Source organism: Bacillus crepusculi, assembly GCF_014764715.1.
Classification (GTDB): Bacteria; Bacillota; Bacilli; order Bacillales; family Bacillaceae; genus Bacillus.
On sequence record NZ_JACXXE010000003.1, the window covers coordinates 216,355 to 242,716 of the forward strand.

Consider the following 26,362-nt stretch of genomic DNA (forward strand, 5'->3'; position numbering starts at 1 on the left):
TTTTCTATCACGCTGAAAGAAGACAAAGAGCTAAAATAAACACCATTTTAGCCCTTTGTCAACAATCTGAGATGCTTTTATTCAAAGCGTCCGTGTTCCTCATTTACTTCAATTACTCTCTAGCTACTTGCGCCCATTTCAAATCGATATACCCAACAGGATGACGGACAATGCCTTTCACGCCTTCTTTTTGAAGATGTACTTGGTTATAAAAATGAATGGGAATGATTGGTGCTTCTTCAATGAGAAGTGCTTCCGCATCATGAAGGATGCTGTTTCTCTTTTGTTCATCTGCTTCCTGGCTCGCCTTTTTGATCAGCTGATCATAGGTGTCGTTTGACCACCCTGTACGGTTCATGGCATTCCCTGTTTGGAAGCTCTCTAGGAAATTGATCGGATCTGCATAGTCTGCTAAAAATGAACTTTGCGAGAATTGGAACTTCAGTGCCTTTTGATCCTCTGCAAACACATTCGCTTCCATGTTCGCAAGCTTCACGTCTACTCCTAGCGCTTCTTTTAATTGCTGCTGAATGGCTTCCGCCTTTTTCTTGTTCTCAGGCTTTGTACTATATGTTAATGTGACGGGCGGCAGCTTCGAATAGTTCTCTTCCTTCAGTCCTTTTTCTAACAGCTTCGCCGCTTCACTCGTATCATTTTTCACAAGATCACCGCCAGCTTCTCTGAAGTCCTCTCCCTTTGAATCTAGAATCCCCGGCGAGACGAAGGCACGAGCTGGCTTCTCTTCATTTTTCGTCACATAATCCACGATATCTTGCGGGTTAATCGCCATTTGAAAGGCTTTGCGAATGTTCTTATTTTGAAAAGGTTCCATGTTTACATTCAGACGATAAAAAAACAGTCCGGCCTGATCCTCAATTTGTACATCTTTATTTTTCAGCAGATTTTCACTTTGCTCTGCTGGGACAAAGGCAGTGTCTAAATCTCCTGATTGATACATTTGATAATCCGTATTTCGATCACTGATCATCAGCCATTTCACTTGATCTAGCTTGACCGTTTTTTTGTCCCAATACGTTTCACTTTTTTCCATCGTGAAGCTCTCATCATGCTTCCACTCTGTTAGCTTAAACGGCCCATTTCCAACAAAGGTTTTCGCATCCTTTGCCCAGTTTGGGTCCTTCTCGGCTACCTTCTCATTCACAGGAAAAAAGGCAGGATTTGCGGTCATATTTAAAAAAGATTTCTGCGGATACGCCAGTTGAACTTCAAGCGTTTTGTCATTTACAGCGGTCACTTTCACGTCTTCTTTCTTACCTTTTCCGCTGTTAAACGCCTCTCCGCCTTCAATCATGTAAGCTAAAAACGATGCAGACGAACCTGTTTTCGGATCGAGTAGCCGCTTCCAAGCGTATTCAAAGTCACTCGCTTTGACTGGATCACCGTTCGACCATTTGATGCCATCTCGCAAATGGAATGTGTACGTTTTCCCATCCTTGGAAATCTCCCATTTCTCCGCCATAGCAGGAGATGGTTCGTGCTTTTCATTCAGTCTCGTTAATCCCTCCATTAAATTATTCAGCCCTTGCCACGATACATTATTAAAGCCAATGGGCGGATCAAAAGACGTCGGTTCGTTTTCGTTATTTAAGGTTAACACTTTCTCTTCATCCTTATTGCTTGATGATCCTTTACCTGCTTGCTCATTGGCTGTACATCCTGCAAGCAGCATGATCGTTAATAAACATATGCTGACGATCCAACCTGTTTTTCTCATGAAAAACTCCCCCTTTGTGTTGCAGATAATATCGTTTGATTCGCTCGCTCATCCTGGAGCCAGCAATGCACTGTATGGGTAGGTGAGCGCTGCGTTTCGTGCGGCATGAGATGATCACACACTTTCATGGCGGCTGGGCAGCGATCTGTATACGGACATCCTTTCGGTGGAGCAAATAAATCAGGCGGGCTCCCTTCAATTGGAATAAGTTCATCTTTCATATCAAGTCTTGGAACGGATTGTAGCAGTCCTTTTGTGTACGGATGCTGCGGGCTGTAAAAGATATCTCGCCTCGTCCCGGTCTCAACCATTTTCCCTCCGTACATGACCGCCACTCGATCTGCGACTTGAGCTACGACCCCTAAATCGTGTGTGATTAAGATAATGGTGACACCTGTTTTCCTTTGAATCTCTTTAAACAGCTCTAAAATTTGCGCCTGTATGGTGACATCTAGGGCGGTCGTCGGTTCATCTGCGATCAGCAACTTTGGCTCGCAAATGAGTGCCATTGCAATCATGAGCCGCTGCCTCATACCACCGCTGAATTGATGTGGATATTGCTTGAGTCTCTCCTTCGGCTGCGGAATGCCGACCAAATTAAGCATCCGAATGGCAGCTTCTTTCACCTCTTTTTTCGTCAGCTTTTGATGCTCCTTCGCCGCCTCCATCAGCTGATCCCCTATTGTCAAGGTTGGGTTCAATGCGGTCATCGGATCTTGGAAGATCATCGAGATATCGACACCTCGGATGGCGCGCATTTCTTTTTCAGATAATGACAGTAAGTTGCGGTCTTGAAACCATATTTCTCCCTGATCGACATGAGCACTGTATGCCGGGAGAAGCTGCATGATGCTTTGTGACGTCACACTTTTTCCGCAGCCTGATTCTCCAACAATGGCAAGGGTTTCATTTTCATACACATCTACATTCACCCCGCGTACTGCTTGAACCGAGCCGCCATATGTCCGAAAGCTGACATGCAGATCGATCATTTGAAGAATTTTTTTCACAGCGCCATCACCTCTTCATCTTTGGATCAAGCGCATCTTGCAAGCCATCACCTAAATTGTTAAAGCAAAACATCGTCAGTGAAATAAAAAATGCTGGGAAGAATAAACGCCACCAGTGACCATTGTCTGACAGCACAGTCGGCAAAGCATCATTGGCCATCACGCCCCAGCTTGCAAACGGCGCCTGGATTCCTAAACCGAGAAAGCTCAAGAACGCTTCAGCAAATATCGCAGTCGGCACAGTCAAAGTCATCTGGACGATAATCGGTCCCATCGTATTCGGCAGCAGGTTCCGGCGGATGATACGCAGACTTTTTGCACCAAAGGTTTTCGAAGCAAGGACATATTCCTGGCTTTTCAGCTGAAGAACCTGACCTCTCACGATTCTCGCCATTCCAATCCACCCTGTGACGGTGAGCGCTACAATAATGGTGACAAGCCCAGGCCCCATGAGGACCATCAATAAAATGACGACGAGTAAATAAGGAAGACCGTAGAGCACCTCGACAATTCGCATCATGACATGGTCATATTTCCCGCCCTTATACCCAGCAATACCGCCATAAATCACACCAATGGCAAAATCAATCAGGGCTGCCATCACACCCACAAATAACGAAATGCGCGCTCCGTACCATGTACGCGTGAACACATCTCGTCCAAGCTCGTCCGTTCCGAACCAGTGAGCAGCCGATGGAGGCAGATTTTGCATTGAAAGACGCTGCTCTGTCACACTATTTGGCGCAAGGATTGGACCTAATACAGCCATCAAGAAAAGGAAAATCAGCACAGATAGACTAAACATCGCAAGCTTATTTTGCTTTAGCCGTCTCCATGTATCTGCCCAATACGAAAGAGAGGGTCTTTTCATGGCATGGGCTTCAGTCTTCTTTTGCTCTCTAGGTGAAAACCATTCATCTGGCACTTCATGATTTCGTTTCGGCTGATCGTGCTGAAGGTGTACAGTCATGCCTTTCCTCCTTTCTGATGCAGCTGAATCCTTGGATCAAGGAGACGATATGCCACATCTACAATGAAAAGAAGCGTGATTAAAATAATGCTGTAAAAAACAGTGGTCCCCATGATCACAGGATAATCACGATTGTTAATACTCTCGACAAAGTATTTTCCCATTCCAGGGATGGCAAATATTTTTTCAATGACAAAACTTCCTGTTAAAATACTTGCGACAAGTGTCCCTAGAATGGTCACAACGGGTAAAAGCGCATTCCGAAGTGCATGTTTAAATACAATCTTAAAAGGAGAAAGTCCTTTCGCTTTGGCCGTGCGAATATAGTCCTGCGTGAGCACTTCTATCATGCTTGATCTCGTTAACCTGGCAATAATGGCCATTGGGCTGACAGCAAGAGCGATTGTAGGTAGCACCATATGCATCGGACTTGTCCACATCGCAGTAGGAAAGAGCTTCAAATTCACAGCAAGCTGCTGAATTAATAAGGTAGCAAAGATAAAGTTTGGAATGGATATTCCGAAAACAGCAATGGTCATGGCGATATAATCAATCAAACCATTATGCCGGAGGGCAGCCATGACCCCTAGCAGGATGCCAGAGATGACAGCAATCAAAATTGAGATAAGACCAAGTTCTAATGAGACTGGGAAGCCTCTCGCCAATAGATCATTGACGCTTTCAGAAGGCTTTTTAATGGAAGGACCAAAATCAAAGGTAACGATGGATTTTAAATAGATGACATATTGAACATAGAGTGGTTCGTCTAAGTGATAGTAGCTTTCGAGGTTTCGCTGGACAGTTTCGTTTGTATTTCGTTCTTCATTGAAGGGCGATCCTGGAATGACCTTCATCAAAATAAACGTTAAAGTCGTAATGATGAAGATCGTGGCAATCATCGCCATAAAACGCCTGAGCAAAAAGCTGGCCATCTGCTGTCTCCCCCTCGCTTAACAAAATGTTGTACGTGCGGCAAGCTCTGTCATGACTAGCATCGCTTGGTAGGCTTCTAATATATTGTCTGCCTGATAGGTCACAGTCGTTGTTCCTTCTTGGATGGTAGTACCCGGCATTAAATTCGCCCATTCGGCTTGTCCATAATTGGCAAATTCGATCTTAAGCAGCGGCTGATTAGGAGGCGTCAGCGGCTTGATTTGATGAATCTGTTTCATCGCGGCTTCTACTTGCTGCGAGATTTGTTGATTGACTTTGGCAGGAGTTAAGCATTTCACAGCAGATCTTGAAATGGTTTCTTTCACTGCAACAGTTTTCACACCAGGCATCAGCTTTTCTGCTTCAAATGCCGCTTGATCGTCCCCGCATACAAGGATCACTGGAACACCATAATAGCCTGCAACATACGCATTAAAGCCCATTTCTCCAATTGGATGATTATTTATGTAAAAATGTCTGACTCCAAAAATCATACTGTGGGACATCACACCTTTCATTGATGCCCTCGCATGATAGCCTAAAAAAACAGCTGCATCATAGGTTTGATCTAATCCTTGAACCATTGAATAAGGCTTTACATCGCCTGATATAAGGGCTGCCTCTTCATGAAGTTCTTCGATCAAGAGATTATTCATTTTAGAATGACTGTCATTGACCAAAATATCGGTTGCACCATGCTCAAGAAGAGCCTCTACACAGGCATTCACTTCACCTGTCATGATGCGTCTGCCCCGTTCATAATTGTGCTGACGGCTATCAACAAATGTATGATCTGCTAGACCAGTAATCCCCTCCATATCGACAGATACATAGAGTTTCATCCCCATCCCCCTTTAATTAAACTTAAAATTTGTGTATATTTTTCTAAATTTTCTAAAAAATTATATGAGAACTTGATTGATTTTTCAATACATCTTCTAAAAATAAGGAGTTTAGACTCATCTACTACGGGTCAAAAGAATAACGATTAAAGGGTTTTTTTAACAAATAAAACACCACTAACTATGTCTTTAGTGGTGTTTATCTGCTTCGTCGATCTGTGATTTCAGCTGATCGTATTTCTTCATGGTTTGTGTAAATAAGTCATCAAACATCTGGGGTGCCTGCTTTTGAATGACCGCAGCGCCTTCTCCAGTAATTCCGCCCTTTGTCGCCACCCTATCAACAGTTTCGGCGAATGTAAGCCCACGTTCTACAAGGACCTGGCCTGTGCCTAAAAGCGCATAAGTTAAAAATTCATATGCTTCCTCTAAGGAAAGCTCACTATTTCTCACAGCGGCTTTCGCCATTTCTTCAAAAATAGCAGCGATGAAGCCAGGAGAGGAGCTTGTCAAATTACTCGCCGCATCAAATCGGTCTTCTTCTACTTCCCGGACGATGCTAAAAGCTGAAAGCAGACGGTGCAAACGTTCTTGCTCCTCATGCCCTACGGTTTCTCCATGAGCCACAAGTGATACGCCTGTCCCAACGGCTGACGTGAGCGTTGGGATGTATCTGGATACTGGCTGAGTCGTATGCTTTGATAACTTTTCTAACGTCACAGCCGCTGCTACAGACACGATATGTATTGCTTTTTTTGCACGGGGAAGCTGATCCAGAATGTCGCATACAGCAAGCGGCGGCACACAGACAAAAAGCACATCACATGCCGCAGAAAGTTCGTCTAATGAGCAGATGTTTACATCTTGGTGCTTCTCTTTGAGCTGATGCAGCCGCTCCGTATCACTTCTTGTATGGATCATGAACTGACGGGCATCTAGCCCCCCTTTTTCCAGCCATTTTTGTACCATCATATCTGCCATACTTCCATAACCAATGATTCCGATTGTCTCCACAGTTTAATCTCCTCTATTTTGCTTAGATTCACTACTTATTTTAACAATTTCCCACAATGTTTTCATTTTTATCCCACATTTTTTTCTTACGATAAAGTCAGATCCACCACATACAGTAAAACACCTTGAACACATACATGAAAAAATTGAATGAAAGAGAGTGATCCAAATGACACATCACAAAGACGAAACACAACCTTCTTATGAATTACAAACAATTGAACAACCAAAAAAACCGAAGAAGAAGCCAAATGGCTGGTTTAAGCCCTTTGTCAGCGGTCTGGCAGGCGGTACGTTAGCATTAGGTGTCTATGTCCTCACGCCATACGCGCAGCACACAGAGAGCAGTACAGCAAATGAATCGTCAACAAAAACAGAAGCTGTATCCACAAATGATACAAGTGCCAATACGTCAAAAACAACAGCTGTACAAACATCAACTTCATCAAGCAGTATTTCCAATATGGTCGAAAATGTATCACCAGCCATTGTTGGCATTACAAACTACCAAGCGCAAAGTCAAACAGACACGAGCTTTGGCGATACCAGCACACCTTTTGATGAATCACAGCAAAATCAAAACAAAAGCAGCCAAGAGGAAGAAACTGGTACAGGATCAGGCGTAATTTTTAAAAAATCCGGCAGTAAAGCCTATGTATTAACAAACAACCACGTTATTGAAGGGGCAAACAAACTAACGGTCTCCTTGCATGATGGCAAAACAGTTGAAGGAAAACTGGTCGGAGCAGACCCGCTGACTGACCTAGCGGTTGTAGAAATTAGCAGCAGCAATGTCACAAAAGTTGCGACATTAGGTGATTCTTCTTCACTTCGAGCTGGAGAAACCGTCATCGCAATCGGTAACCCGCTTGGTGAAGACCTATCAAGAACCGTAACGCAAGGAATTGTGAGCGGTGTCGATCGTACGGTCTCTATGAATACATCAGCTGGCGAGAGCAGCATTAATGTCATTCAAACAGATGCAGCTATTAACCCTGGCAACAGCGGAGGCCCGCTTCTCACTACGGACGGAAAGGTTGTGGGAATCACGAGTATGAAAATCTCAGAAACAGGTGTTGAAGGCATAGGGTTCGCGCTTCCAATCAATGATGTCAAACCAATCGCCGAGCAGCTTCTCGCAAAAGGAAAAATTGAACGTCCATACATCGGCATTAGCATGCTAGATCTTGAACAAGTTCCGGATGCGTATCAGAAGGAAACACTAGGACTCAAAAGCAGTCAGCTAGATAAAGGCGTATACATCAAAGAAATCGCTGCCGGCTCCCCTGCCGCAAAAGCTGGCTTAAAATCAGAGGATGTCATTACCGCCATCAATGGCAAAAAAGTAGAAACTGGCAGTGAATTAAGACACGAGCTATACACGAATGCAAAAATAGGAGACACAGTGAAAATCACACTCATTCGAAACGGAACAGAAGAAACAAAACAGGTGACATTAACACAATCTGAATCAAAGCAAGTAAGCTCCTAACGACAAAAGCAGCTCATCAACTGAGCTGCTTTCAGCATGTAGACAACCCCTCGCATTCTTTGTCAGGTCTGCGCGCCGGTGCTCACGAATGTCCAATTCGCTCCGCTCCGGTGCTCGCCCTTCCTAGACTTCAAGGGCTTTCTATCACGCTGAAAAGAAGACAAAAGGCTAAAATAAACACCATTTTAGCCCTTTGTCAACAATCTAAAAAGCAGCTCATCAACTGAGCTGCTTTTACTATGATTACTGAATTGGAGCTAATCGCTTCTCGATTTCTGCTCGTTTGTGCTCTAGAAATGGCGGAAGTGCAAGCTGATCACCAAGCTCATCCACTCCCTCATCTACTGTAAACCCAGGGCCATCTGTTGAAATTTCAAACAAAATACCATTCGGTTCTCTAAAGTAAAGGGCTTTGAAGTAGAAGCGTTCCACAACACCAGAATTTGTGAAGCCTGCTTTTGATATTTTGTCATACCATTTTTCTAGCTCCTCTGCATCTTCCACACGAAAGGCAACGTGATGTACACTCCCTCTGCCGGAACGCTCAGATGGACCTTCTGCTTTTTCGATCACATGAATCTCTGTTCCAGCTCCGCCATTTCCTGATTCAAAAATGGTCACAATCTCACCATCACTTGATTGTTCACGTGCTCTTTCAGTGAAGCCAAGAATGTCCGTTAAAACACGGATTGTTTTATCCGCTTCTGCAACGGTTAATTCAACTGGACCCAGCCCTCTAATCGCAAACTCTGCCGGAATTTCGGCATGTACTGGCGGTGAGCCTGCCTCATGTCCATTCGGTTCTACTGTCAAGAATAGCTGCTGCCCTTCTGGATCAGTAAAGCGCAAGGCAGGTCTGCCGCCTCTTAAGGAAGCTGTTTCTTGCTGCACGCCTTTTTCTTCAAACCGCTTTTCCCAAAATGAAAGTGCTTCTTCAGAAGAAACGAGAAGGCCTGTGCGTGTGATGGCATTTGTTCCTTCTAAACGGCGGGCCAGCATTGGAATTTCAAAGAATGTAAGCTCCGTTCCTGGTGAGGCGACCTCATCTCCATAAAACAAGTGATACATAGAAGGGTCATCCTGATTGACTGTTTTCTTCACAAGTTTCAAGCCAAGGATTTGTCGGTAGAAATCAACATTTTTCTGAGCATTGGCTGTTAAAGCTGATACGTGGTGAATCCCATTTATTTTCATTATTTTCACTCCTATTTCAAAATATCTCGAATTCAAGATAATATCCTTATGAATAAAATAGGTCATTTTTCAAGAAAAGTCAACCATTTGGCTGCATGTTTACTGGATGTTCGGTTTTCACCTTTCAAATTAACATTAAGACAAAAATAATCTAATAATGTTCGTCTTTAACATAACATTTACCCTGATATCTCCAATAAACAAACACTTTCAATTACAAATACGAAAGTCAGAAAATTTTTTTAATTCTTGTTTTCCTAAAATCGTATTACAATGAACAAAATACATGTCACAGTAACGTACGAAAGTGATGCAGGAGGTCGTGTGTAATGAACAAAGAACAACCAGCGTTAAAACAAGACATCGGCTTATTTTTTGCCCTATCTCTTGTCATCGGGACCATTATCGGGTCCGGCGTCTTTATGAAGCCAGGCAACGTCCTTTCCTATTCAGGAAGCTCAGGCATCGCCTTATTCGCTTGGCTGTTAGGTGGAATTTTAACCCTTGCAGGCGGACTAACTGTTGCTGAAATTGGTACACAAATTCCGCGAACCGGCGGGTTATATGCCTATCTCGAAGAAGTGTACGGTGAATTTTGGGGCTACTTATGCGGCTGGGTGCAAATTATTATTTACGGACCAGCCATTATTGGTGCTCTTGGTCTTTATTTTGGTTCATTATTAGCCAATTTATTTTCTCTTTCTTCTTTTTGGTCTACAACGATTGGCATTATCACCGTTTTATTTTTATGTGTCATCAACATCATGGGAACAAAATACGGCGGATTTGTCCAAGGACTAACCACGATCGGAAAGCTTGTCCCAATTGCCGCTATTATTGTGTTTGGCTTATGGAAAGGAAATGAAAATATCTTCATGGCTGTCAACGATAGTATCGCTCAAATGAACTTCGGTGCAGCGATTTTGGCTACGTTGTTTGCTTATGATGGCTGGATTTTGCTTGCTGCGCTTGGCGGAGAAATGAAAAACCCTGAGAAACTGCTTCCTCGGGCGATGGCAGGCGGGATTTTAATCGTCACGGCTTGTTACCTCTTTATTAATGTTGCACTTTTGCACGTGTTACCTGCTGATCAAATCGTCCAGCTAGGTGAAAATGCGACAAGTACTGCGGCTACAATGCTCTTTGGTCCAATCGGCGGTAAAATCATTAGTATTGGAATCATCATTAGTATCTTCGGCTGCTTGAACGGAAAGGTTCTTTCATTCCCACGTGTGATATTTGCGATGGCAGAACGAAAGCAAATCCCTTTCGCCAAAGCCATTTCACGGATTCATCCTACCTTCCAAACACCTTGGGTTGCTGTATTTGTGCAAATTTTGATTGCCATTGTGTTTATGATCGTCAGTAATCCAGAGAAGCTGTCAGAGGTTTCCATTTTCATGATTTATATTTTTTATGTCATGGCCTTTTTCGCTGTCTTTAAGCTAAGAAAACAAAACAAGGGAATGAAGCGCGTTTATAGCGTACCACTTTATCCGCTCACACCGATCATTGCGATTATCGGCTCTTTCTTCGTCTTAATCAGCACGATGATCACGGATTTGAAAAGCTGCCTTTTCTCCATGCTGATCGGAATTGCTGGACTGCCGATTTATTATTATATGAAAAAAACACAAAATAAAGCAGAGCGCTAAACAGCCTCTGCTTTATTTTTTATATTGCTTGATCACTTTGTATGATTCGTTTAAATATCGCATGAGCCGGTATGGCTTACTGAGAACGCGGATTGGGAGCCTTGAGAGAAAGCCATTCAGATTCGCCTTATATTCCTGCGTCATTCGCTTCGGCTTTGTCGCAATTTTTTCGTATACTTCTTTGTAAAATTCCTTCATGATGTCGACTTGCACACTGATCTTCTGATGACACTCTGTACACTCAACGCTTTTCATTTGATCATTCACATAAACGATGCTGTGGAGGGTCTCTTCTTGGCACCGAGTACAGTGTAGGTTTGCTTCCATTTCGGTTTTCTTCAAGATACACAGCTCCTTTCTCGTTTGATGTTGCTCTTTTTATACCATTCGATCGCTCTCAGCCATTTATTGGACAGATGCTTCCTTTAAAATGGCTGCTGCCGTCAGCTCGTCTGTCACCAGCACTTGGATGAATCCGCCATTTAAAGCCCCTAAAATACTTTCAGCTTTATGGGTTCCTTCCACAACAGCAATGACCGTTTTGACACTCTTTAATTGCTCTAGCGATAATCCAATGACCTTTTGGTTCAATTCATCTTGGACAGGTTTTCCTTCACCATCAAAGAAGCGAAAGCCAATATCGCCGACAGCCCCTGATTGTCTTAAACCAGATAAATCCTCTTCTTTTAAATATCCAACGGTTTTTAATGTAGAGCCTTTATGCGGGTTGCCAATACCGATAAGGGCAATATCCACATTTCGGCCTTCTTCAAGCACAGCTTCTATGTCCTGCATCGCCATGAGCCGTTCTTTTAATTCTTCTGTTTCTAAAATCGCAGGGGCATATAAATAGGAGCATGTGCCATTCATCTTCTTTGCCAGCTCATACGCCAGCTGATTGGCGTGAATGTCGACCGCCTGTCTGCCCATTCCTCCCTCTAAAGGGATGACTTTCACTTCGTTTCTTCGTTCAAAAGGATATTCCTTCACAAGCTCAGCAAGTGTGGTTCCCCAAGAAATGCCGATTTTCTCTGCATCTTTCATGTTTTTAGACAGATAATAGGCGCCTGCCTGACCGACTGCCCGCTTGACCATCTCAGGCATTGTCCCGACACTTGGGACAACAACAGCATCTGTTAATTGAAAGGTTGTTTCTAGCTGCTTTTCCAGTTCCACCGTATGAATGCTTTCGTCTTTAATGTACACTTCAACGATTCCCACATCTTTTGCTTTTTGCAAGAGCTTTGAAATGACTGGTCTTGAGACATTGAGCTTTTTTGCAATTTCCTGCTGCGTCCACCCGTCTGTATAATAAAGATGAGCAACCTTGACGAGCTGTCGTCTTTCTTCCCAATTCAGCATGTGACATCATCCTTTTAATATACTATGATTACCAGTATACCAAACATTCGTTTCTAATTGGAACAATTGTTATGAAAATGACAAAAAGAGCGATCACCTCTCCGCTCTTTTTCCCTCAGTATATTTCGGCTGATACGTTCTCCCGCCATCTAACAGAATCACCTGTCCGTGCAAATAGCTTCCCTCGTCGCTTGCGAGAAATAAAGTGAGACCTGCGATGTCCTCAGGTTTTCCTAATCTCCCGATAGGAATGAGCGACTGGAGCTTCCCTTTTTCCCCCTTAGTAGGATAAAGGGTATCAAGCATCTGGGATTCAATCACGCGGGGTGCAATGACATTGATGCGTACATGATGGGAACCTAATTCCTTTACGAGCGAACGCATCAGACCAAAAGCACCTGCTTTTGATGCGTAATACTGGATGCCGCCGCCAGAGCCTGTTATCGCAGATCCTGATCCAATAATGACGACGCTGCCTTCTTTCCGCTCACATAGATAGGGCGCTAATGCTTTGATGCAGTAGAAAAGACCATGTAGATTCACAGCCAGTGTCTTTTTCCAAAGTGAAACATCAACCTCTAAAAAAGGCAGGGATTTCGTCATTCCTGCTGAATAGACAAGATGCCCAATGCCACCCAGCTCCCTTTCAGCTGCTGACGTCATCTGCTGAACACTTTCCCACGATGAAACGTCAGCTTGGAATGTCAGTAGCTGAGGATGCTGTTGTTTTAAAAGCGAAAGTCCTTGTTCATCTATATCTGACACAGCTACACGATGCCCTTCTTTTAAAAAACGCTGAGCAATTTCTTTGCCGATCCCTTGGGCCCCGCCAACGATAAGAACGGGTTTTTGATGATTAGCCAGCGCTCTCACCCCCGTCAAGCATAATCGCTGCTCCATCTGTAAATGCCCCATACGATGTACTTAGGAACACCGTCATATGAGCCACTGTTTCCTTAATTTGATCTGTGTCCGGAAGCAAATGAAGAGGAGGCGGCAATAGGGCCAGTACCCGGATGCCTTTGTCTTTAAATTCTCGTGCTAACCCTTTTGTCATCGCATTCAGCATACTATTCGAGGTCGCATGTGACATCCCGCCATCACCTGTTATACTACCTGAGGACGATATATTAATGATGCAGCCTTGCTTATGGTCAATCATGTGCCATACGGCGGCTTGACTTGAAAGAAAAGCTGTGTTGACGGTCGCTTCCACTTCATCCACCCATCTATCAGGGCTGACGCCGGTAAGCTCTGTGCCCGCTTTTTGCTCTGCTTGGTTGACCAAAATATCAAGCTTACCGCATGTATCGATCACTCGCCTCATCATATTCGTAGCATCACGCGGTGTCTTAAGTGGATTCATGATAATACTTGCTTTTCCGCCCATTTTTTGAATGTCTTCCCGAATGGTTTTAGCCTTTGATTCATCATGAAACGTGTGTATAAAAACATGTGCACCTGCCCGGGCTAAAGCCAGGCAGATGGCTTCTCCAAATCCATCTGTGCTACCTGTCACAAGTGCCGCTTTCTGATGAAGCTGGACGTGCACATGCATCTCCTCCCTATCCCTTGTTTGGCATTTATTTTCTCAGCTTACTCACGATATGAAGGGCTGCTTCGTAAAAGCCTTCTGAGATGGTTGGATGCGGATGAATCATTTTCGCCATCTCTTCTGCTGTTCCTTCTAAATACATAAATGAGGAAGCTTCGGAAATCATCTCTGTGACGTGCGGACCAACCATTGTGGCGCCGATCACTTCACCATATGCAGTATCGTACACCAATTTAATAAAGCCCGTTTGAACACCTGCCGCTAATGCTTTTCCGCTTGCCGCTAAATCAAATCGTTCTGCCCGCACGTTAAGCCCTTTGGCTTTTGCCTCTTTCTCTGTAAGACCGACACTTGCCACCTCTGGTAATGTATAAATACATCTCGGCATGATATCAGCATTCATTTTTTCAGGTACGCCGCATATATTGCTGACCGCAACGGCTGCCTCTGCCATCGCCGCATGAGCCAGCTGATAGCCGCCGGCGACATCGCCCACTGCATATACACCTTCAGCACTTGTCTGCATCTGGTCGTTCACTTTGATAAATGGGCCATCCAGCTTGAGATCAAGCTTACTTACAGCTGATACATTCGGTCTTCTCCCTACACATACAAGCAGTCTTTCAGCTGTAAAAATGTGAGTCTCCCCTTTATCATCTGTTGCATGAACCGCTTTAACTCCTTCGCTTTCGGTCACCTCTGTCACAGTAGTTTTCTTTGCGATATGGATGCCCTTTTTCTTCAATTCTCTTTCTAGTAGCTTAGATGCTTCTTCATCCTCTTGCGGAATAATGGACGGAGCCGCTTCAATAATCGTGACTTTGGATTGAAGACTCTGGAAAATACAAGCCAGCTCAAGCCCAATGACACCTCCGCCAATAATAACGACAGAAGCAGGAATATCTGGGATATCAAAGATCGTATCACTTGTATCAAATTGAGTCTCTTGAAGCCCCGGTATTGGCGGAATGGCTGGTGAAGATCCGGTCGCAATAATAAGCTCTTTCGTTTCAATCGATTCTGATCCGTCTTGTTTTTCAATCTCAATCCGGTGCCTTGTAACAGCTGTGCCTCTGCCGTTATATACATCAATCTTTCCTTGTTTTAATAAAAAGGCGATTCCGCCTCTGAGCTTTTCAATCACGTCATCTTTTCGTTTTCTCATTTTATCGAAGGAAAGGATCATGTCACCTGTTTCGATTCCCCAGCTTTTCGCCTTCTCAATTGATTCAATGACTTCTGCATGTTTGAGCAGTGTCTTTGAGGGGATACAGCCTCGATTTAAACACGTACCGCCCAGAAAATCCTCTTCAATTAAAGCAACCTTTCGTCCTCGCTCCGCTGCTTGAAGGGCAGTAGTATACCCGCCAGGCCCTCCACCAATGACTGTCAGATCATACGTTTTCGTCATCCAATTCATCTCCTACATTAGCAATTCAAATGGTTGTTCAAGTACTTTTTTGAGATCTGTTAAAAAGGCAGCCGCTGGTGCACCATCTACGACTCGGTGATCAAACGATAAACTAACACCCATCATTGGCCGCACCTGAATTTCTCCATCTATCACTACAGGTTTTTCTTGAATGCGCCCAACACCTAAGATGGCCACTTCTGGCTGATTAATGATCGGACTAAAGGTATCAATGGCATACATGCCTAAGTTACTAATGGTAAATGTCGACCCTTTCAACTGATCTGGGAGCAGTTTTTGATCACGTGCGTTTCGGCCAATTTCTTTTGCCTCTTTTGTCAGCTGTTTTAAGCCTTTTTGATTCGCATGAGAAATGACTGGAACCATTAAGCCGTCTTTCACTGCAACAGCGAGACCAATGTGCACATCCTCATGGAAGTGGAGCTCATTTTGTTCAAACGTCATATTGATCTGCGGATGGCGCGTCAGGACATTGCTGACCGCATGAATGATGAGCTCTGTGAACGACAATCTGTACCCTGTCTCTTTTTCAATCGCCGGCAGTAGCTGTTTGCGCACTTCTTTTGCTTTGGTCATATCGATTTCACTTGTTAATGTGACGTGCGGTGCTGTAAAGGCACTTTGTGACATGCGATCTGCGATCACTTTTCTCATGCCAGCTAGTTTTTGTGTTTTCACCGGCGAAGCCTCTGCTGCTCGTACAGCTGCTGCTTGTACGTCACTCTTCATGATTTTCCCGTGTGCGCCAGATCCAGAAACTGCTGCTAAATCAATTCCTTCACGCGCAGCGACTTTTTCTGCAAGCGGGGACACACGCTGATCCTTCTCACCCGTTTGAACGACTGCTTCGACATCCCGCTTTTGAACTCTGCCTTTTGGTCCTGTGCCAGATACCTCGTGAATCGGTACATGATGATCCTTTGCCGTTTTTCTCGCTGCGGGGGTGGCACGTACTTTTTCATCAGACGTTTTTGGGGCTTCGGTAGAACCGGATGAAGCAGTGTCTGATGAAGACGATTCACCGCTGCCAGGGGAATCTTCATCTGCTTGTGCAGGCGGCTCGCTTGGCACCTGTTCATTCGCCTCTCCGATATAGCCAATGACAGCATTGACAGGAATTTGATCATCAGCTTCATAATATTTTTTTAGAAAAATACCATCATCATAGGCTTCCACTTCGATATTGATCTTGTCTGTCATAATTTCAAAAAGAGGTTCACCGATTTCAACCGAATCTCCTTCTTCTTTAAACCATTGAAGCAAGGTACCGATCTCCATCGTACTACTTAGCTTCGGCATAAATATCTCTTTTGGCATGATCTTCTCCCCTTTATTTAAGAGCGCACAAGCTCTTTTGCTGCTTCAATAATATCTGGCACTTGTGGAATGACCGCTTTTTCCAGCGTCGGGTTATATGGAATTGGTACCGCAAGACCGCCAAGTCGTTTAATCGGAGCATCTAAGTAGTCAAAGGCTTCACTTTCCGCTATCATACTCGCAATCTCTCCGCCATAGCCGCCTCGTTTCACCGCTTCATGAACAACGATACATTTACCCGTTTTCTTCACAGATTCGATAATGGTTTCTTCATCTAAAGGTACAAGTGTTCTTGGATCAATGATTTCGACATCGATTCCCTCTGCTTCTAATTCCTTCGCCGCTTCTAACGCTTTGTGCACCATAATGGCTGTTGCGACAATCGTGACATCCTTTCCGCTTCTCTTCACATCCGCTTTCCCTAAAGGAATCGAATACTGCTCCTCTGGCACTTCGCTGATTGTTTTATATAAAAGCTTATGTTCATAGAAAATGACAGGATTGTCATCATCCATAGCCGCTTTTAAAAGTCCCTTTGCATCATACGCTGTGGAAGGCTGAACCACCTTTAGTCCCGGAATATGAGCCATCCACGCTTCTAAGCTTTGTGAGTGCTGCGCCGCTGCACCGGTTCCCGACCCTGCTGGTGTTCTCACAACAAGCGGCACCTTTCCTTTTCCGCCAAACATGTAGCGTGTTTTGGCTGCTTGGTTCACAAGCTGATCCATCGCGATTGTAATAAAGTCAGAGAATTGAAGCTCTAAAATCGGACGCATACCTGTCAAAGCAGCTCCGACTGCGCCCCCTGCGATGGCAGCCTCTGAGATCGGTGTATTGCGAACGCGCTCTGGACCGAATTCTTCGATCATACCGCGCGTGACCCCAAAAGCGCCTCCATATACACCGATATCCTCACCTAAAATAAAGACATCTTGGTTTTCTCTCATTTCCTGACTCATAGCCTCTCGAACGGCTTCTAAATACGAAATCTCTCTCACTGTTGTTTTTGTCACGTGATTCCCCTCCTAATTAGGCGTATACATCCTCTAATAGTGTGTCAATTGACGGTTCTTTACTATTTTTAGCAAATTCAACAGATGCCTCGATCTCCTGCTTTGCTTCTTCTTGTAAGCTTGCGGCCTGCTCTTCTGTCAAAACATTTAGTTCAATTAAGAGAGACTTAAAGCGTTTGATTCCGTCTTTTTGTCTCCACTCTGTTTCTTCTTCACGTGTACGGTATTTTTTCGCATCACTCTTAGAATGCCCCTTCCAGCGATACGTTTTCATTTCAATGAGTGATGGACCTTTTCCAGCTCTTGCACGGCTGACCGCTTCATCTACTGTGTTCATAATCTCAACCATATCATTTCCATCGATAGTTTCCCCTGGCATTCCGTAGCTCTTTGCTCTTGTTGAGATGTCTTCAATGTTGATCATTTCTTTCACAGGACCAGACATGCCGTATTGGTTATTTTCGCAAATAAACACAACAGGTAAATCCCAAATGGAAGCAAGGTTTAATGCCTCATGGAAGCTGCCTTCATTTGTTGCACCATCTCCGAAGAAACAAAGGACAACAAAGCCTTCCTGCTTCATTTTAGATGTGAGCGCTGCGCCAGTTGCAAGCGGGATACCGCCGCCAACGATTCCATTTGCTCCAAGATTCCCTTTTTCTAAATCGGCAATATGCATCGAGCCGCCTTTTCCTTTACAATAGCCGGTTTCACGTCCAAACAGCTCAGCCATCATTTTATTGACCTCTGCACCTTTTGCAATACAATGACCATGTCCACGGTGTGTGCTGACGATCTTATCCTCATCCTTTAACACGGCAATTGATCCAACAGCTGACGCTTCCTGTCCAACACATAAATGAGTCGTTCCATGAATGAGCCCTTTTGCAAAGAATTGGTCGACCTTTTCATCAAAATATCTCACTAACCACATTTGTTTATATAAATCTGCTAATTTCTCATGACTAATCTGTTCAGGCAAAGTGATTTGTTTTTGCATTTTTTCTCTCCCCTTTACATTTGTTCTTATATGTTACATTTGTAATCATCATACGTTTAAGTGTCACCGAAGTCAAGCATTCCTCCTTCATTTTTAAGCGTTTTCATCTTTTATCAGAAAAAAAGAGAAAGGCAAAGCCCTTTTCCAAAGAACTTCTCTTTCTCTTTCAATCTTCTGCATTCTCATTCATCTGGATACATCATGATTTTGACGCTCTCACCTTCAGGATGCCTTGCACATTCTATCGCCTGAAGCAGCTGACTTAACGGGTAACGATGTGTCACCATTTTTTCTGTATGAACGACCTTCGCCTTTAAAAGCTCCAGCGCTTCACGATAATGATAAGGATGTGAGGAATAGGCTCCCACTACTTTCACTTCATCATGGAAAAATCGTTCTGCTGGAATGGAGACATCTCCTTTCGGAAAATGAGCAAACACCAAAATCGTCCCGCCTCTCGCTACAGCTTGAAACGCCTCTTTTAAAAGCGCACTGCTCCCAACAGAAATAATGACGAGGTCTGCTCCCTTTCCATTCGTTTCTTTCATCACCCGGTTTTCCACTGGCTCAGATGCTGGGTGAAAAGCAATATCTGCACCTAAATTCCTCGCTTGGAGCAGCCGGTTTTCATTCACATCCGTTATCATCACTTTCCCAGCCAAATAATATTGGGCGAGCTGTAATTGAATACAGCCAATTTGTCCCGCTCCAAGAATCAGCACAGAATCTCCTGGATGTACAGGTGCTCGTTCGAATCCGTGCAAGCAGCAGGCGACTGGCTCAACCATCGCCCCTTGCTCATATGAGACGCCATGCGGAAGCTTCCCCATTGTGTGTTTGACATGCAAAGCAGGTACACGGATATACTCTGAAAACCCGCCCGGCTCTACATTCGTGGCTGTAAACTGCGGACACATTGTATAAAATCCCCTTTGACAAAAGTCACAGGTGAAGCAAGGTACATGGTGCGCGACATAGACCCTGTCTCCCGTTTTGACTTTTGTCACGTGCTTGCCGGTTTCCACAATATCACCAGCGATTTCATGTCCTAGCACCGTTCCAGGAGGCACTGTCTCATGTGTTGCTTTGTAAATATCCGTCCCGCATAAGCCGCAGGCACGCATTCTTAATAGAACTTCATCTTCACCAATTGCAGGCCGGTTCCTCTCCTCATATCGAATGTCCTCTGAAGAATAAAAGACAGCTGATTTCATATCGCTGCATCCTCCTTTTCATCACCCTTCGCAAAATCCTGTAACGTTTGAACAAGCTGCTTATACTCACTCATCTCACTTGATATCCAGTAACGTCCTCCGAATATGCGCGCTGGGCCCACCCTGACATATACTTTCCCAATATGAGGATATGGCTTTAAAAAAAGCTTCCCTTTAATATCAGAAACAGCATATGTGTGCCATCTGCCAAAAGCCCCTATCTTCAGCTTATCTTCACTTATGATGACGTTTGTCGGCTGGTTCAGACCCGTGATACTAGAAAGCATGAGGATAGGCAGCGTATAAACTCCTAACACAGCTAACGGCTCAGGTCCTGCTGACATTAACGTATAAAGAGACCAAAGAAAAAATAGACAGATGAGCACGGCCGGAAGAAAAATAGAAAACACCGCAGACGTTCGGCTATAAGCATGATGCTGCATGAGACCTCCTCCTTTCAGATGACATGGAAGGAGCGACGAAGGCTCCTTCATGCAAGTGGTCATTTACTTAATATGATCTATGATTTTCTCAATATCATCTTCAATGCCAAATCCGGTTAAAAAGGATAATGTTTGGATCACAGGCGTTCCTTTTGTATCACTTACTGGTGTTGTCGTCACAATTAAATCGGCGCCCTCTGCTTTTTGCGGGACTTCAGATGCCTTACATTGTTCAACGACGACATCGTATCCTTTTTCCTTTAACGTCTCTTCTACTTTTTTTGCAACAACCGTAGATGTTGCAACCGCTGTTCCGCACGATACCAATATTTTCTTCGCCATAAAAATCCCTCCAGCTCATTTATTGATCTTTCTGATCTAAGCCCATTTCTTTCGCATACTGCCTTCTAATATCATTCCGTACCCAGTACCATAGAAGCGCGTAAGCCAGTGCACAAACAATCGCTGCAATAAAGTAAGGGTTGCTCGGATCAAGAAGTCTCACCATGATCCAAGGAATGACGTGGGAACCAAGGTCAATACCAGAAATCATGTTTGCCCCTTCTGGGAAATCAAAGCCGACTGCTTTCCCCATCGTTGTCGCAAGTGGTGCGAGATTCGTTGCGATAAAGAAGACAATCATTAATGTGAAAATACTGTTAATAAGACCACGTATAATATTTCCACGAGCGGCTGCTACTGCCCATACCACCGTAAATGGCAGAACCGATAAATCCGCAAATGGCAGCATGCCATTATAAGGAAGAACAACAGCGAGCAAAATCGTAATTGGCACCATCAAAAGAGCTACCGCCATATTCGCCGGATGACCGATCACAATCGCTGTATCTAAGCCAATATAGACGTTTTTTCCTGGGAAACGCTTTTGAATATAAGAACGTGCGCCCTCAGAGATTGGAATCAGTCCTTCCATTAATAACGCAACCATTCTAGGCATTAACACAAGAACTGCTGCCATTTGAATACCAAGCGTCATGACGCCTTTCGCATCATACCCGCCAAGAAGACCAATAATGATACCAAGTATGAGACCCATCACAAGTGGTTCGCCAAAAATGCCAAAGCGTTTCTTCAATGTTTCTGGATCAGCATGAATTTTGTTTAAACCAGGGATCTTATCAATGATGCGGTTGGACGCATACATAAGCGGCGCGAAGTTGACCGTTTCAGCATGAGCCATCGATACGCCTTTTAATCCGAAATGATGTTCAATTGTCGGCGCCGTCCAGTCGGCTAACTTAAGTGTGATGGCAGAAACGATCAAGCCAACAGCAAGAGCCAAGAACATATTATGATAAGCATAGTAAGTAACAGAGGCTGCGAAAATCAAATGCCAGAAATTCCAAATATCCACATTCAGTGTTTTCGTAAAATTAACGGACAATAAGATGACATTTAACAAAAGAACAAGAGGAATCATCAAAGGGGCAACAGGTGTACCAAATGAAATGGCGGCTCCAATTGGCCAGCCGACATCTAAAATATCGAGCTTTAACCCAAGGGAATTGACCATGGCTTTTGCTGCTGGTCCAAGACCGCTGACAAGCAAATTAATGACAAGATTGACACCGACAAAGCCAATTCCGATCGTAATACCGGCTCGGAAGGATTTCTTAAAGCCTTGCCTTAAAATCATACCGAAAAGCGTCATAATAATCGGGAGCATAATAGTTGGTCCAAGGTCTAATATAAAATCGACGGCTTGCTTGATCATACATCCACCTCCTGATTTTTTCAGATGAAGCGCTTACATTCTTTCGTGAATGACTATTGGTTTAATTCTTGTTGCAGGACATCAACAGCTTCTTCATACGATGTCATGTGAGATAGCCGATTCATCACCTCTTCTTTTCTAAAAAGCGTCATCAGCTTTTCTAACATCACAAGCTGCTTACTAGGTTCAGAGATTGCAAGGACGAACACAATTTTGGCTTGCACTGTCTCATCAGGGCTACCCATCTTATGAAATATAACAGGCTCCTTTAATGTCGCTACACTGATCGCCGGTTTGTTTACATGTTCAGGATCTGTATGCGGAATTGCCACTCCAAAGGTCGCAAGAGGCAGGCCCGTAGGATATGTTTTTTCTCTTTCAAGCACTGCTGGCAGAAAGCTCGATTTAATATACCCCCCAGCTTCTAACCGCTTTGCTAAATATGTGGTCACCTCCTCTCCCGAAGATGCTTCGTATTGCAGCTTGATCAGCTGTTCATCTAACTCAAACAAGTTGTTCAAACAACCACCTCTTTCATTTGGTATAATTATGAACACATGTAACAAAACGAAAGAACATTTTAGAACAGAACCTTTTATAAAGCGCTTACAATTATATGTTCTTAAAAATGTTCAATGATGTTACCTTTGTAAAGATATTATAATATTCGAAATTATAAGTCAATGTTCCTAGGGAAATTTTTATAAAAAAAGACGCAGCTTATGCTGCATCCTCTCTTCGAACCTTGTACACACCTTGTTAAATATAGTTTCCTATATCTAAAAATTCAGATACAAATAGATTGTCTGATTGCTCTGCCATTTCTTGTTTTGTCCCGATCTTTTCGATTCTGCCTTCATTCATGACCACGACACGATCAGCAATATCGAATGCTTCTTCTTGATCATGTGTCACAAAGATGGTTGTCATTTGAAATTCTCGATGGACTTTTTTCAGCCAATGTCTTAATTCTTTCCTTACCTTCGTATCTAGAGCGCCAAAGGGCTCATCTAATAGGAGTGCCTTCGGTTTGACGGCAAGTGCGCGTGCAAGTGCGACACGCTGTTTTTGTCCGCCTGACAGCTGCTCTGGATAACGGTGCTCATACTGCGTTAGCTGAACGACCTCTAGTAGCTCATATACTCGCTCTTTGATGTCTTTTTTAGGCAACCTTTCTCCTCTTGGCTTCATCTTCAAACCATACGCAACATTATCAAATACCGTCATATTTCGAAAAAGAGCGTATTGCTGAAACACAAAACCGATCTGCCGCTTTCGCACAGGAATATGAGTATAATCCTGATCTCCAAATAAAATCTGTCCGTGATTTGCGTAGTCAAGCCCTGCAATAATTCTTAATAAAGTCGTCTTACCAGAGCCAGATGGCCCTAATAAAGATATCAATTCGCCATTTTTAATAGACAAATCGACGTTTTGCAAAACCTTCGTCTGCCCAAACTGTTTTGATATTTGTTTCGCTGTAATCCCCAAGGCCGATCCCTCCATTTATGTTGACCGCTTGCTGAGCCTGTGTTCCCTCTGCTGAATGATGTGCTTGATGATTAAAGTGATGACCGCCACAAACGCCATAAGAGACGCTACAGCAAAAGCGGCTTGGAATTGGTACTCATTGTATAGAATTTCAATATGAAGCGGCATCGTATTGGTCATCCCGCGAATATGACCAGATACAACCGACACTGCACCAAATTCACCAATCGCCCTTGCCCCTGCTAAAATGACGCCATAAAAAAGTGCCCATCTGATATTTGGCAGTGTCACAAGAAAAAAAGTCTTCCACCCATTTGCACCAAGCGTGAGCGATGCCTCCTCCTCATGAATACCTTCATTTTGCATAAACGGGATTAGCTCTCTTGCAATAAACGGAAACGTGACAAATATAGTTGCAAGAATCATGCCTGGTACAGAATAAATAACTTTCCATCCATTTGCTAAAAGCCATGGACCTAAAAGTCCGTTTGAACCAAATAAAAGGACAAAGACAAGTCCAGCAATCACCGGTGAAACGGCAAACGGGAGGTCAATCACAGTCGTTAACAAACGTTTTCCGCGGAAATTAAATTTTGTAATAAGCCATGCAGCACTGACCCCAAAGATGATTTGAAGCGGCAGTGTCACGATTACAATAAAGACAGTCAATTTGATTGCGGCAAGTGTATCTGGATGAGAGATGGCCAGAAGGTAAGAACTCCATCCTTTCTCAAATGCCTTTGAAAACACGGCGATCAGCGGCATGAATAAAAACAAAATCAAAAACGCATACACAACGGTAATGAAAATGACCTTCACCGCTTTTGATTCCGTCACAGGGCTCCTGAATGTGATGCGGTGCTGTTTACGAAGCTCTCTTTCCAATCGTCTCACCTCACTTCCACTTGTTTTTTCCGCTCTACAAACCACTGCACTCCGTGAATCAATAACAGAATGAAAAATGAAAGGAGCAGCATGAAGCAGGCTATCGCTGCTGCACCGTGATAATCATATTGCTCAAGCTTAGACATGATCATCAGTGGTGTAATTTCTGTTTTAAACGGAATATTTCCAGCAATAAACACAACAGAGCCATACTCACCTAGTGCTCTTGCTAATGCAAGAGAAAAGCCAGTCATCACCGCTGGAAACAAGGCGGGGAGCAACACATGAAAAAAGGTCTGGCCCCTTGTTGCACCAAGGATCGCCGCAGCCTCTTCCACCTCCTGCTGAAGCCCTTCTATGACCGGCTGAACTGTTCTAATCACAAATGGAATGCCAATAAAAATGAGTGCGAGAATAATACCGAGTGGTGTATATGCCACCTTCATATGCAAAAATTGCCCAATCCATCCATTTGGAGAATAAAGAGTAGTGAGAGCAATCCCCGCAACAGCCGTTGGGAGAGCAAACGGTAAGTCGATGAGCGCATCCAACATTTTCTTTCCAGGAAACGAATACCGCGCGAGAACCCATGCAATCAATACACCAAATCCTACATTGATGAGGGCCGCAGCAAAGGAAGTCGCAACTGTCAGCTGAAGCGACTTCAGCACCCGTGCATCGCTAAAAACCTTCCATATCCCCTCTGCCCCTAATGAACCGGTCCAGATAAATACCATGGATAAAGGAATGACGACAATCGCACTCACATAAACGAGCGTCACCCCAAGACTCAGCCCAAAACCAGGCAATACATGTTTTCTTTTATTGGCGGCAACATGCACTTTCTTCATCACATCGCCCCCTATTTTTGTCCACTATATATTTGATCAAATAATCCGCCATCATCAAAAAATCTTTTCTGCGCCTTTCTCCATCCGCCAAATGCTTGATCAATTGTCACCATATCAATTTCTTTAAACTGGTCTTTATATTTGTTTAACACTTCTTTATTTCTTGGCCGATAATAGTTTTTCGCCGCAATTTCCTGCCCTTTTTTGGAATACAAATAATCTAAATAAGCCTTTGCCACTTTCTCTGTTCCCTTTCGTTTCACATTTTGATCAACGACGGCAACGGGCGGCTCTGCTAAAATACTAATGGATGGACTGACAATCTCAAATTTGTCTTTGCCTAATTCATGCAGTGTCAAATAGGCTTCATTTTCCCATGCAATTAACACATCACCCTGGCCCCGTTCAACAAAGGTGGTGGTGGCTCCACGGGCGCCTGAATCAAGGACCTCGACATGTTCATATAGCTTCTTGACAAAATCCTTTGTTTTTTCTTCATCACCATGAAAGGTTTTATCGGCATATGCCCATGCGGCTAAGTAATTCCACCTTGCACCGCCGGACGTCTTTGGATTAGGCGTAATAATGGACACGCCTGGTTGAATCAAGTCATCCCAGTCTTTAATCTTCTTTGGATTTCCTTTCTTCACAAGAAACACAATGGTAGACGTATAGGGGGTTGACTGGTTCGGAAATTCCTTTTGCCAATCCTTTGAAAGTAGTCCGCGATCTGCAATTGCATCAATGTCATATCCAAGCGCAAGTGTCGCCACATCTGCTTCGAGTCCATCAATAATAGACCTTCCCTGTTTACCTGATCCTCCGTGAGACTGCTGTATAGTGACATCCTCACCGGTTTTGTCTTTCCAATATGTTTGAAAGGCTTGATTGTATTCCTGATACAATTCACGTGTAGGATCATACGAAACATTTAACAGCTCAATCTTTCCCTTTTGGTTTGAGGCTTCATTCGCATTTGAGCATGCACTCGTCACAGTCATGATCAATATGATGGTCACGATAGAGACCCATTTCCACTTTTTCATGTTATCCGCTCCCCTGTTATCACATAATGGTGACACCAATCTTGCCGTTTCTACGCAAAAAAGACCCTTAGCCATTGAAGTACATCACAGTCCTGTACTTCAAATTGCCAAGAGCCTTCGGTTGTCCGATCAGCTATGTATGATTGATGTTAGTCTATATATTATTCAAACTA

The 26,362-nt window shown here is 43.8% G+C and carries 26 protein-coding genes; 2 read left to right on the forward strand and 24 right to left on the reverse strand.

What is annotated here, in order from left to right; genetic code table 11:
- Window positions 1-112: 112 nt before the first annotated feature.
- The 6 genes from IEE86_RS07930 to proG all read right to left on the reverse strand — a co-directional run bounded on the left by IEE86_RS07930 (window position 113) and on the right by proG (window position 6,504).
- On the reverse strand, window positions 113-1,735 hold the full coding sequence (locus tag IEE86_RS07930) for a peptide ABC transporter substrate-binding protein (RefSeq protein WP_191096719.1): 1,623 nt from the start codon (window positions 1,733-1,735) through the stop codon (window positions 113-115).
- Window positions 1,732-2,745 carry an ABC transporter ATP-binding protein gene (locus IEE86_RS07935; protein ID WP_191096720.1) on the reverse strand — a complete coding sequence of 338 codons (1,014 nt, stop codon included), beginning with the start codon at window positions 2,743-2,745 and terminating at the stop codon, window positions 1,732-1,734. Before IEE86_RS07935 ends, IEE86_RS07930 begins: the two co-directional genes overlap by 4 nt.
- Window positions 2,746-2,752: 7 nt before the next feature.
- Entirely contained in the window at window positions 2,753-3,715 is a 963-nt protein-coding gene (locus tag IEE86_RS07940; RefSeq protein ID WP_191096721.1) for an ABC transporter permease, read from the reverse strand.
- Entirely contained in the window at window positions 3,712-4,647 is a 936-nt protein-coding gene (locus IEE86_RS07945) for an ABC transporter permease (protein WP_191096722.1), read from the reverse strand. Before IEE86_RS07945 ends, IEE86_RS07940 begins: the two co-directional genes overlap by 4 nt.
- A gap of 18 nt (window positions 4,648-4,665) precedes the next feature.
- Entirely contained in the window at window positions 4,666-5,490 is an 825-nt protein-coding gene (locus IEE86_RS07950) for a M55 family metallopeptidase (RefSeq protein ID WP_191096723.1), read from the reverse strand.
- A 189-nt stretch (window positions 5,491-5,679) separates the two neighbouring features.
- Window positions 5,680-6,504, reverse strand: coding sequence for a pyrroline-5-carboxylate reductase ProG (proG, locus tag IEE86_RS07955; RefSeq protein ID WP_191096724.1), 825 nt, complete (start codon window positions 6,502-6,504; stop codon window positions 5,680-5,682).
- Window positions 6,505-6,673: 169 nt separating this feature from the next.
- Here proG and IEE86_RS07960 point away from each other — a divergent pair, with 169 nt between their 5' ends.
- Entirely contained in the window at window positions 6,674-7,996 is a 1,323-nt protein-coding gene (locus tag IEE86_RS07960) for a S1C family serine protease (protein ID WP_191096725.1), read from the forward strand.
- Between the two features lie 243 nt (window positions 7,997-8,239).
- Here the strand turns inward: IEE86_RS07960 and IEE86_RS07965 are convergent, their stop codons facing one another.
- A complete protein-coding gene (locus tag IEE86_RS07965) occupies window positions 8,240-9,190 on the reverse strand; it encodes a ring-cleaving dioxygenase (RefSeq protein ID WP_191096726.1) in 951 nt (316 codons plus the stop codon).
- A 329-nt stretch (window positions 9,191-9,519) separates the two neighbouring features.
- Here IEE86_RS07965 and IEE86_RS07970 point away from each other — a divergent pair, with 329 nt between their 5' ends.
- On the forward strand, window positions 9,520-10,845 hold the full coding sequence (locus tag IEE86_RS07970) for an APC family permease (RefSeq protein WP_191096727.1): 1,326 nt from the start codon (window positions 9,520-9,522) through the stop codon (window positions 10,843-10,845).
- 12 nt (window positions 10,846-10,857) lie between these two features.
- Here IEE86_RS07970 and IEE86_RS07975 read toward each other — a convergent pair whose 3' ends face one another.
- The 17 genes from IEE86_RS07975 to IEE86_RS08055 form a co-directional block, all read right to left on the reverse strand.
- Window positions 10,858-11,187: a bh protein gene (locus IEE86_RS07975; protein WP_191096728.1), complete on the reverse strand. Its 330-nt coding sequence runs from the start codon at window positions 11,185-11,187 to the stop codon at window positions 10,858-10,860.
- Between the two features lie 63 nt (window positions 11,188-11,250).
- Entirely contained in the window at window positions 11,251-12,207 is a 957-nt protein-coding gene (locus IEE86_RS07980) for a sugar-binding transcriptional regulator (RefSeq protein WP_191096729.1), read from the reverse strand.
- Window positions 12,208-12,300: 93 nt separating this feature from the next.
- On the reverse strand, window positions 12,301-13,107 hold the full coding sequence (locus tag IEE86_RS07985) for an SDR family NAD(P)-dependent oxidoreductase (RefSeq protein ID WP_191096730.1): 807 nt from the start codon (window positions 13,105-13,107) through the stop codon (window positions 12,301-12,303).
- Window positions 13,064-13,765, reverse strand: coding sequence for an SDR family NAD(P)-dependent oxidoreductase (locus tag IEE86_RS07990; protein ID WP_224740868.1), 702 nt, complete (start codon window positions 13,763-13,765; stop codon window positions 13,064-13,066). The genes IEE86_RS07985 and IEE86_RS07990 overlap by 44 nt, the downstream gene beginning before the upstream one ends.
- Window positions 13,766-13,790: 25 nt before the next feature.
- On the reverse strand, window positions 13,791-15,173 hold the full coding sequence (gene lpdA, locus IEE86_RS07995) for a dihydrolipoyl dehydrogenase (RefSeq protein WP_191096732.1): 1,383 nt from the start codon (window positions 15,171-15,173) through the stop codon (window positions 13,791-13,793).
- Window positions 15,174-15,185: 12 nt separating this feature from the next.
- A complete protein-coding gene (locus IEE86_RS08000) occupies window positions 15,186-16,511 on the reverse strand; it encodes a dihydrolipoamide acetyltransferase family protein (RefSeq protein ID WP_191096733.1) in 1,326 nt (441 codons plus the stop codon).
- 17 nt (window positions 16,512-16,528) lie between these two features.
- Window positions 16,529-17,509 carry an alpha-ketoacid dehydrogenase subunit beta gene (locus IEE86_RS08005; RefSeq protein ID WP_191096919.1) on the reverse strand — a complete coding sequence of 327 codons (981 nt, stop codon included), beginning with the start codon at window positions 17,507-17,509 and terminating at the stop codon, window positions 16,529-16,531.
- A 31-nt stretch (window positions 17,510-17,540) separates the two neighbouring features.
- On the reverse strand, window positions 17,541-18,524 hold the full coding sequence (gene pdhA, locus IEE86_RS08010; protein WP_191096734.1) for a pyruvate dehydrogenase (acetyl-transferring) E1 component subunit alpha: 984 nt from the start codon (window positions 18,522-18,524) through the stop codon (window positions 17,541-17,543).
- A 182-nt stretch (window positions 18,525-18,706) separates the two neighbouring features.
- Window positions 18,707-19,738 (reverse strand): alcohol dehydrogenase catalytic domain-containing protein, encoded by a 1,032-nt coding sequence (locus IEE86_RS08015; RefSeq protein ID WP_191096735.1) that lies wholly within the window; start codon window positions 19,736-19,738, stop codon window positions 18,707-18,709.
- Window positions 19,735-20,181 carry a hypothetical protein gene (locus IEE86_RS08020; protein WP_191096736.1) on the reverse strand — a complete coding sequence of 149 codons (447 nt, stop codon included), beginning with the start codon at window positions 20,179-20,181 and terminating at the stop codon, window positions 19,735-19,737. Before IEE86_RS08020 ends, IEE86_RS08015 begins: the two co-directional genes overlap by 4 nt.
- Window positions 20,182-20,244: 63 nt before the next feature.
- On the reverse strand, window positions 20,245-20,523 hold the full coding sequence (locus IEE86_RS08025; RefSeq protein ID WP_003212259.1) for a PTS sugar transporter subunit IIB: 279 nt from the start codon (window positions 20,521-20,523) through the stop codon (window positions 20,245-20,247).
- A gap of 19 nt (window positions 20,524-20,542) precedes the next feature.
- Window positions 20,543-21,916 carry a PTS galactitol transporter subunit IIC gene (locus tag IEE86_RS08030; RefSeq protein ID WP_191096737.1) on the reverse strand — a complete coding sequence of 458 codons (1,374 nt, stop codon included), beginning with the start codon at window positions 21,914-21,916 and terminating at the stop codon, window positions 20,543-20,545.
- A gap of 53 nt (window positions 21,917-21,969) precedes the next feature.
- Window positions 21,970-22,437 carry a PTS sugar transporter subunit IIA gene (locus IEE86_RS08035; RefSeq protein ID WP_191096738.1) on the reverse strand — a complete coding sequence of 156 codons (468 nt, stop codon included), beginning with the start codon at window positions 22,435-22,437 and terminating at the stop codon, window positions 21,970-21,972.
- 238 nt (window positions 22,438-22,675) lie between these two features.
- Entirely contained in the window at window positions 22,676-23,407 is a 732-nt protein-coding gene (locus IEE86_RS08040; RefSeq protein ID WP_191096739.1) for a sulfate/molybdate ABC transporter ATP-binding protein, read from the reverse strand.
- Between the two features lie 15 nt (window positions 23,408-23,422).
- Window positions 23,423-24,292 (reverse strand): sulfate ABC transporter permease subunit CysW, encoded by an 870-nt coding sequence (gene cysW / locus IEE86_RS08045; RefSeq protein WP_191096920.1) that lies wholly within the window; start codon window positions 24,290-24,292, stop codon window positions 23,423-23,425.
- A 5-nt stretch (window positions 24,293-24,297) separates the two neighbouring features.
- Entirely contained in the window at window positions 24,298-25,143 is an 846-nt protein-coding gene (gene cysT / locus IEE86_RS08050) for a sulfate ABC transporter permease subunit CysT (RefSeq protein WP_191096740.1), read from the reverse strand.
- Between the two features lie 11 nt (window positions 25,144-25,154).
- Window positions 25,155-26,189, reverse strand: a complete 1,035-nt coding sequence (locus IEE86_RS08055; RefSeq protein ID WP_191096741.1) for a sulfate ABC transporter substrate-binding protein — start codon at window positions 26,187-26,189, stop codon at window positions 25,155-25,157.
- Between the last annotated feature and the right edge of the window lie 173 nt (window positions 26,190-26,362).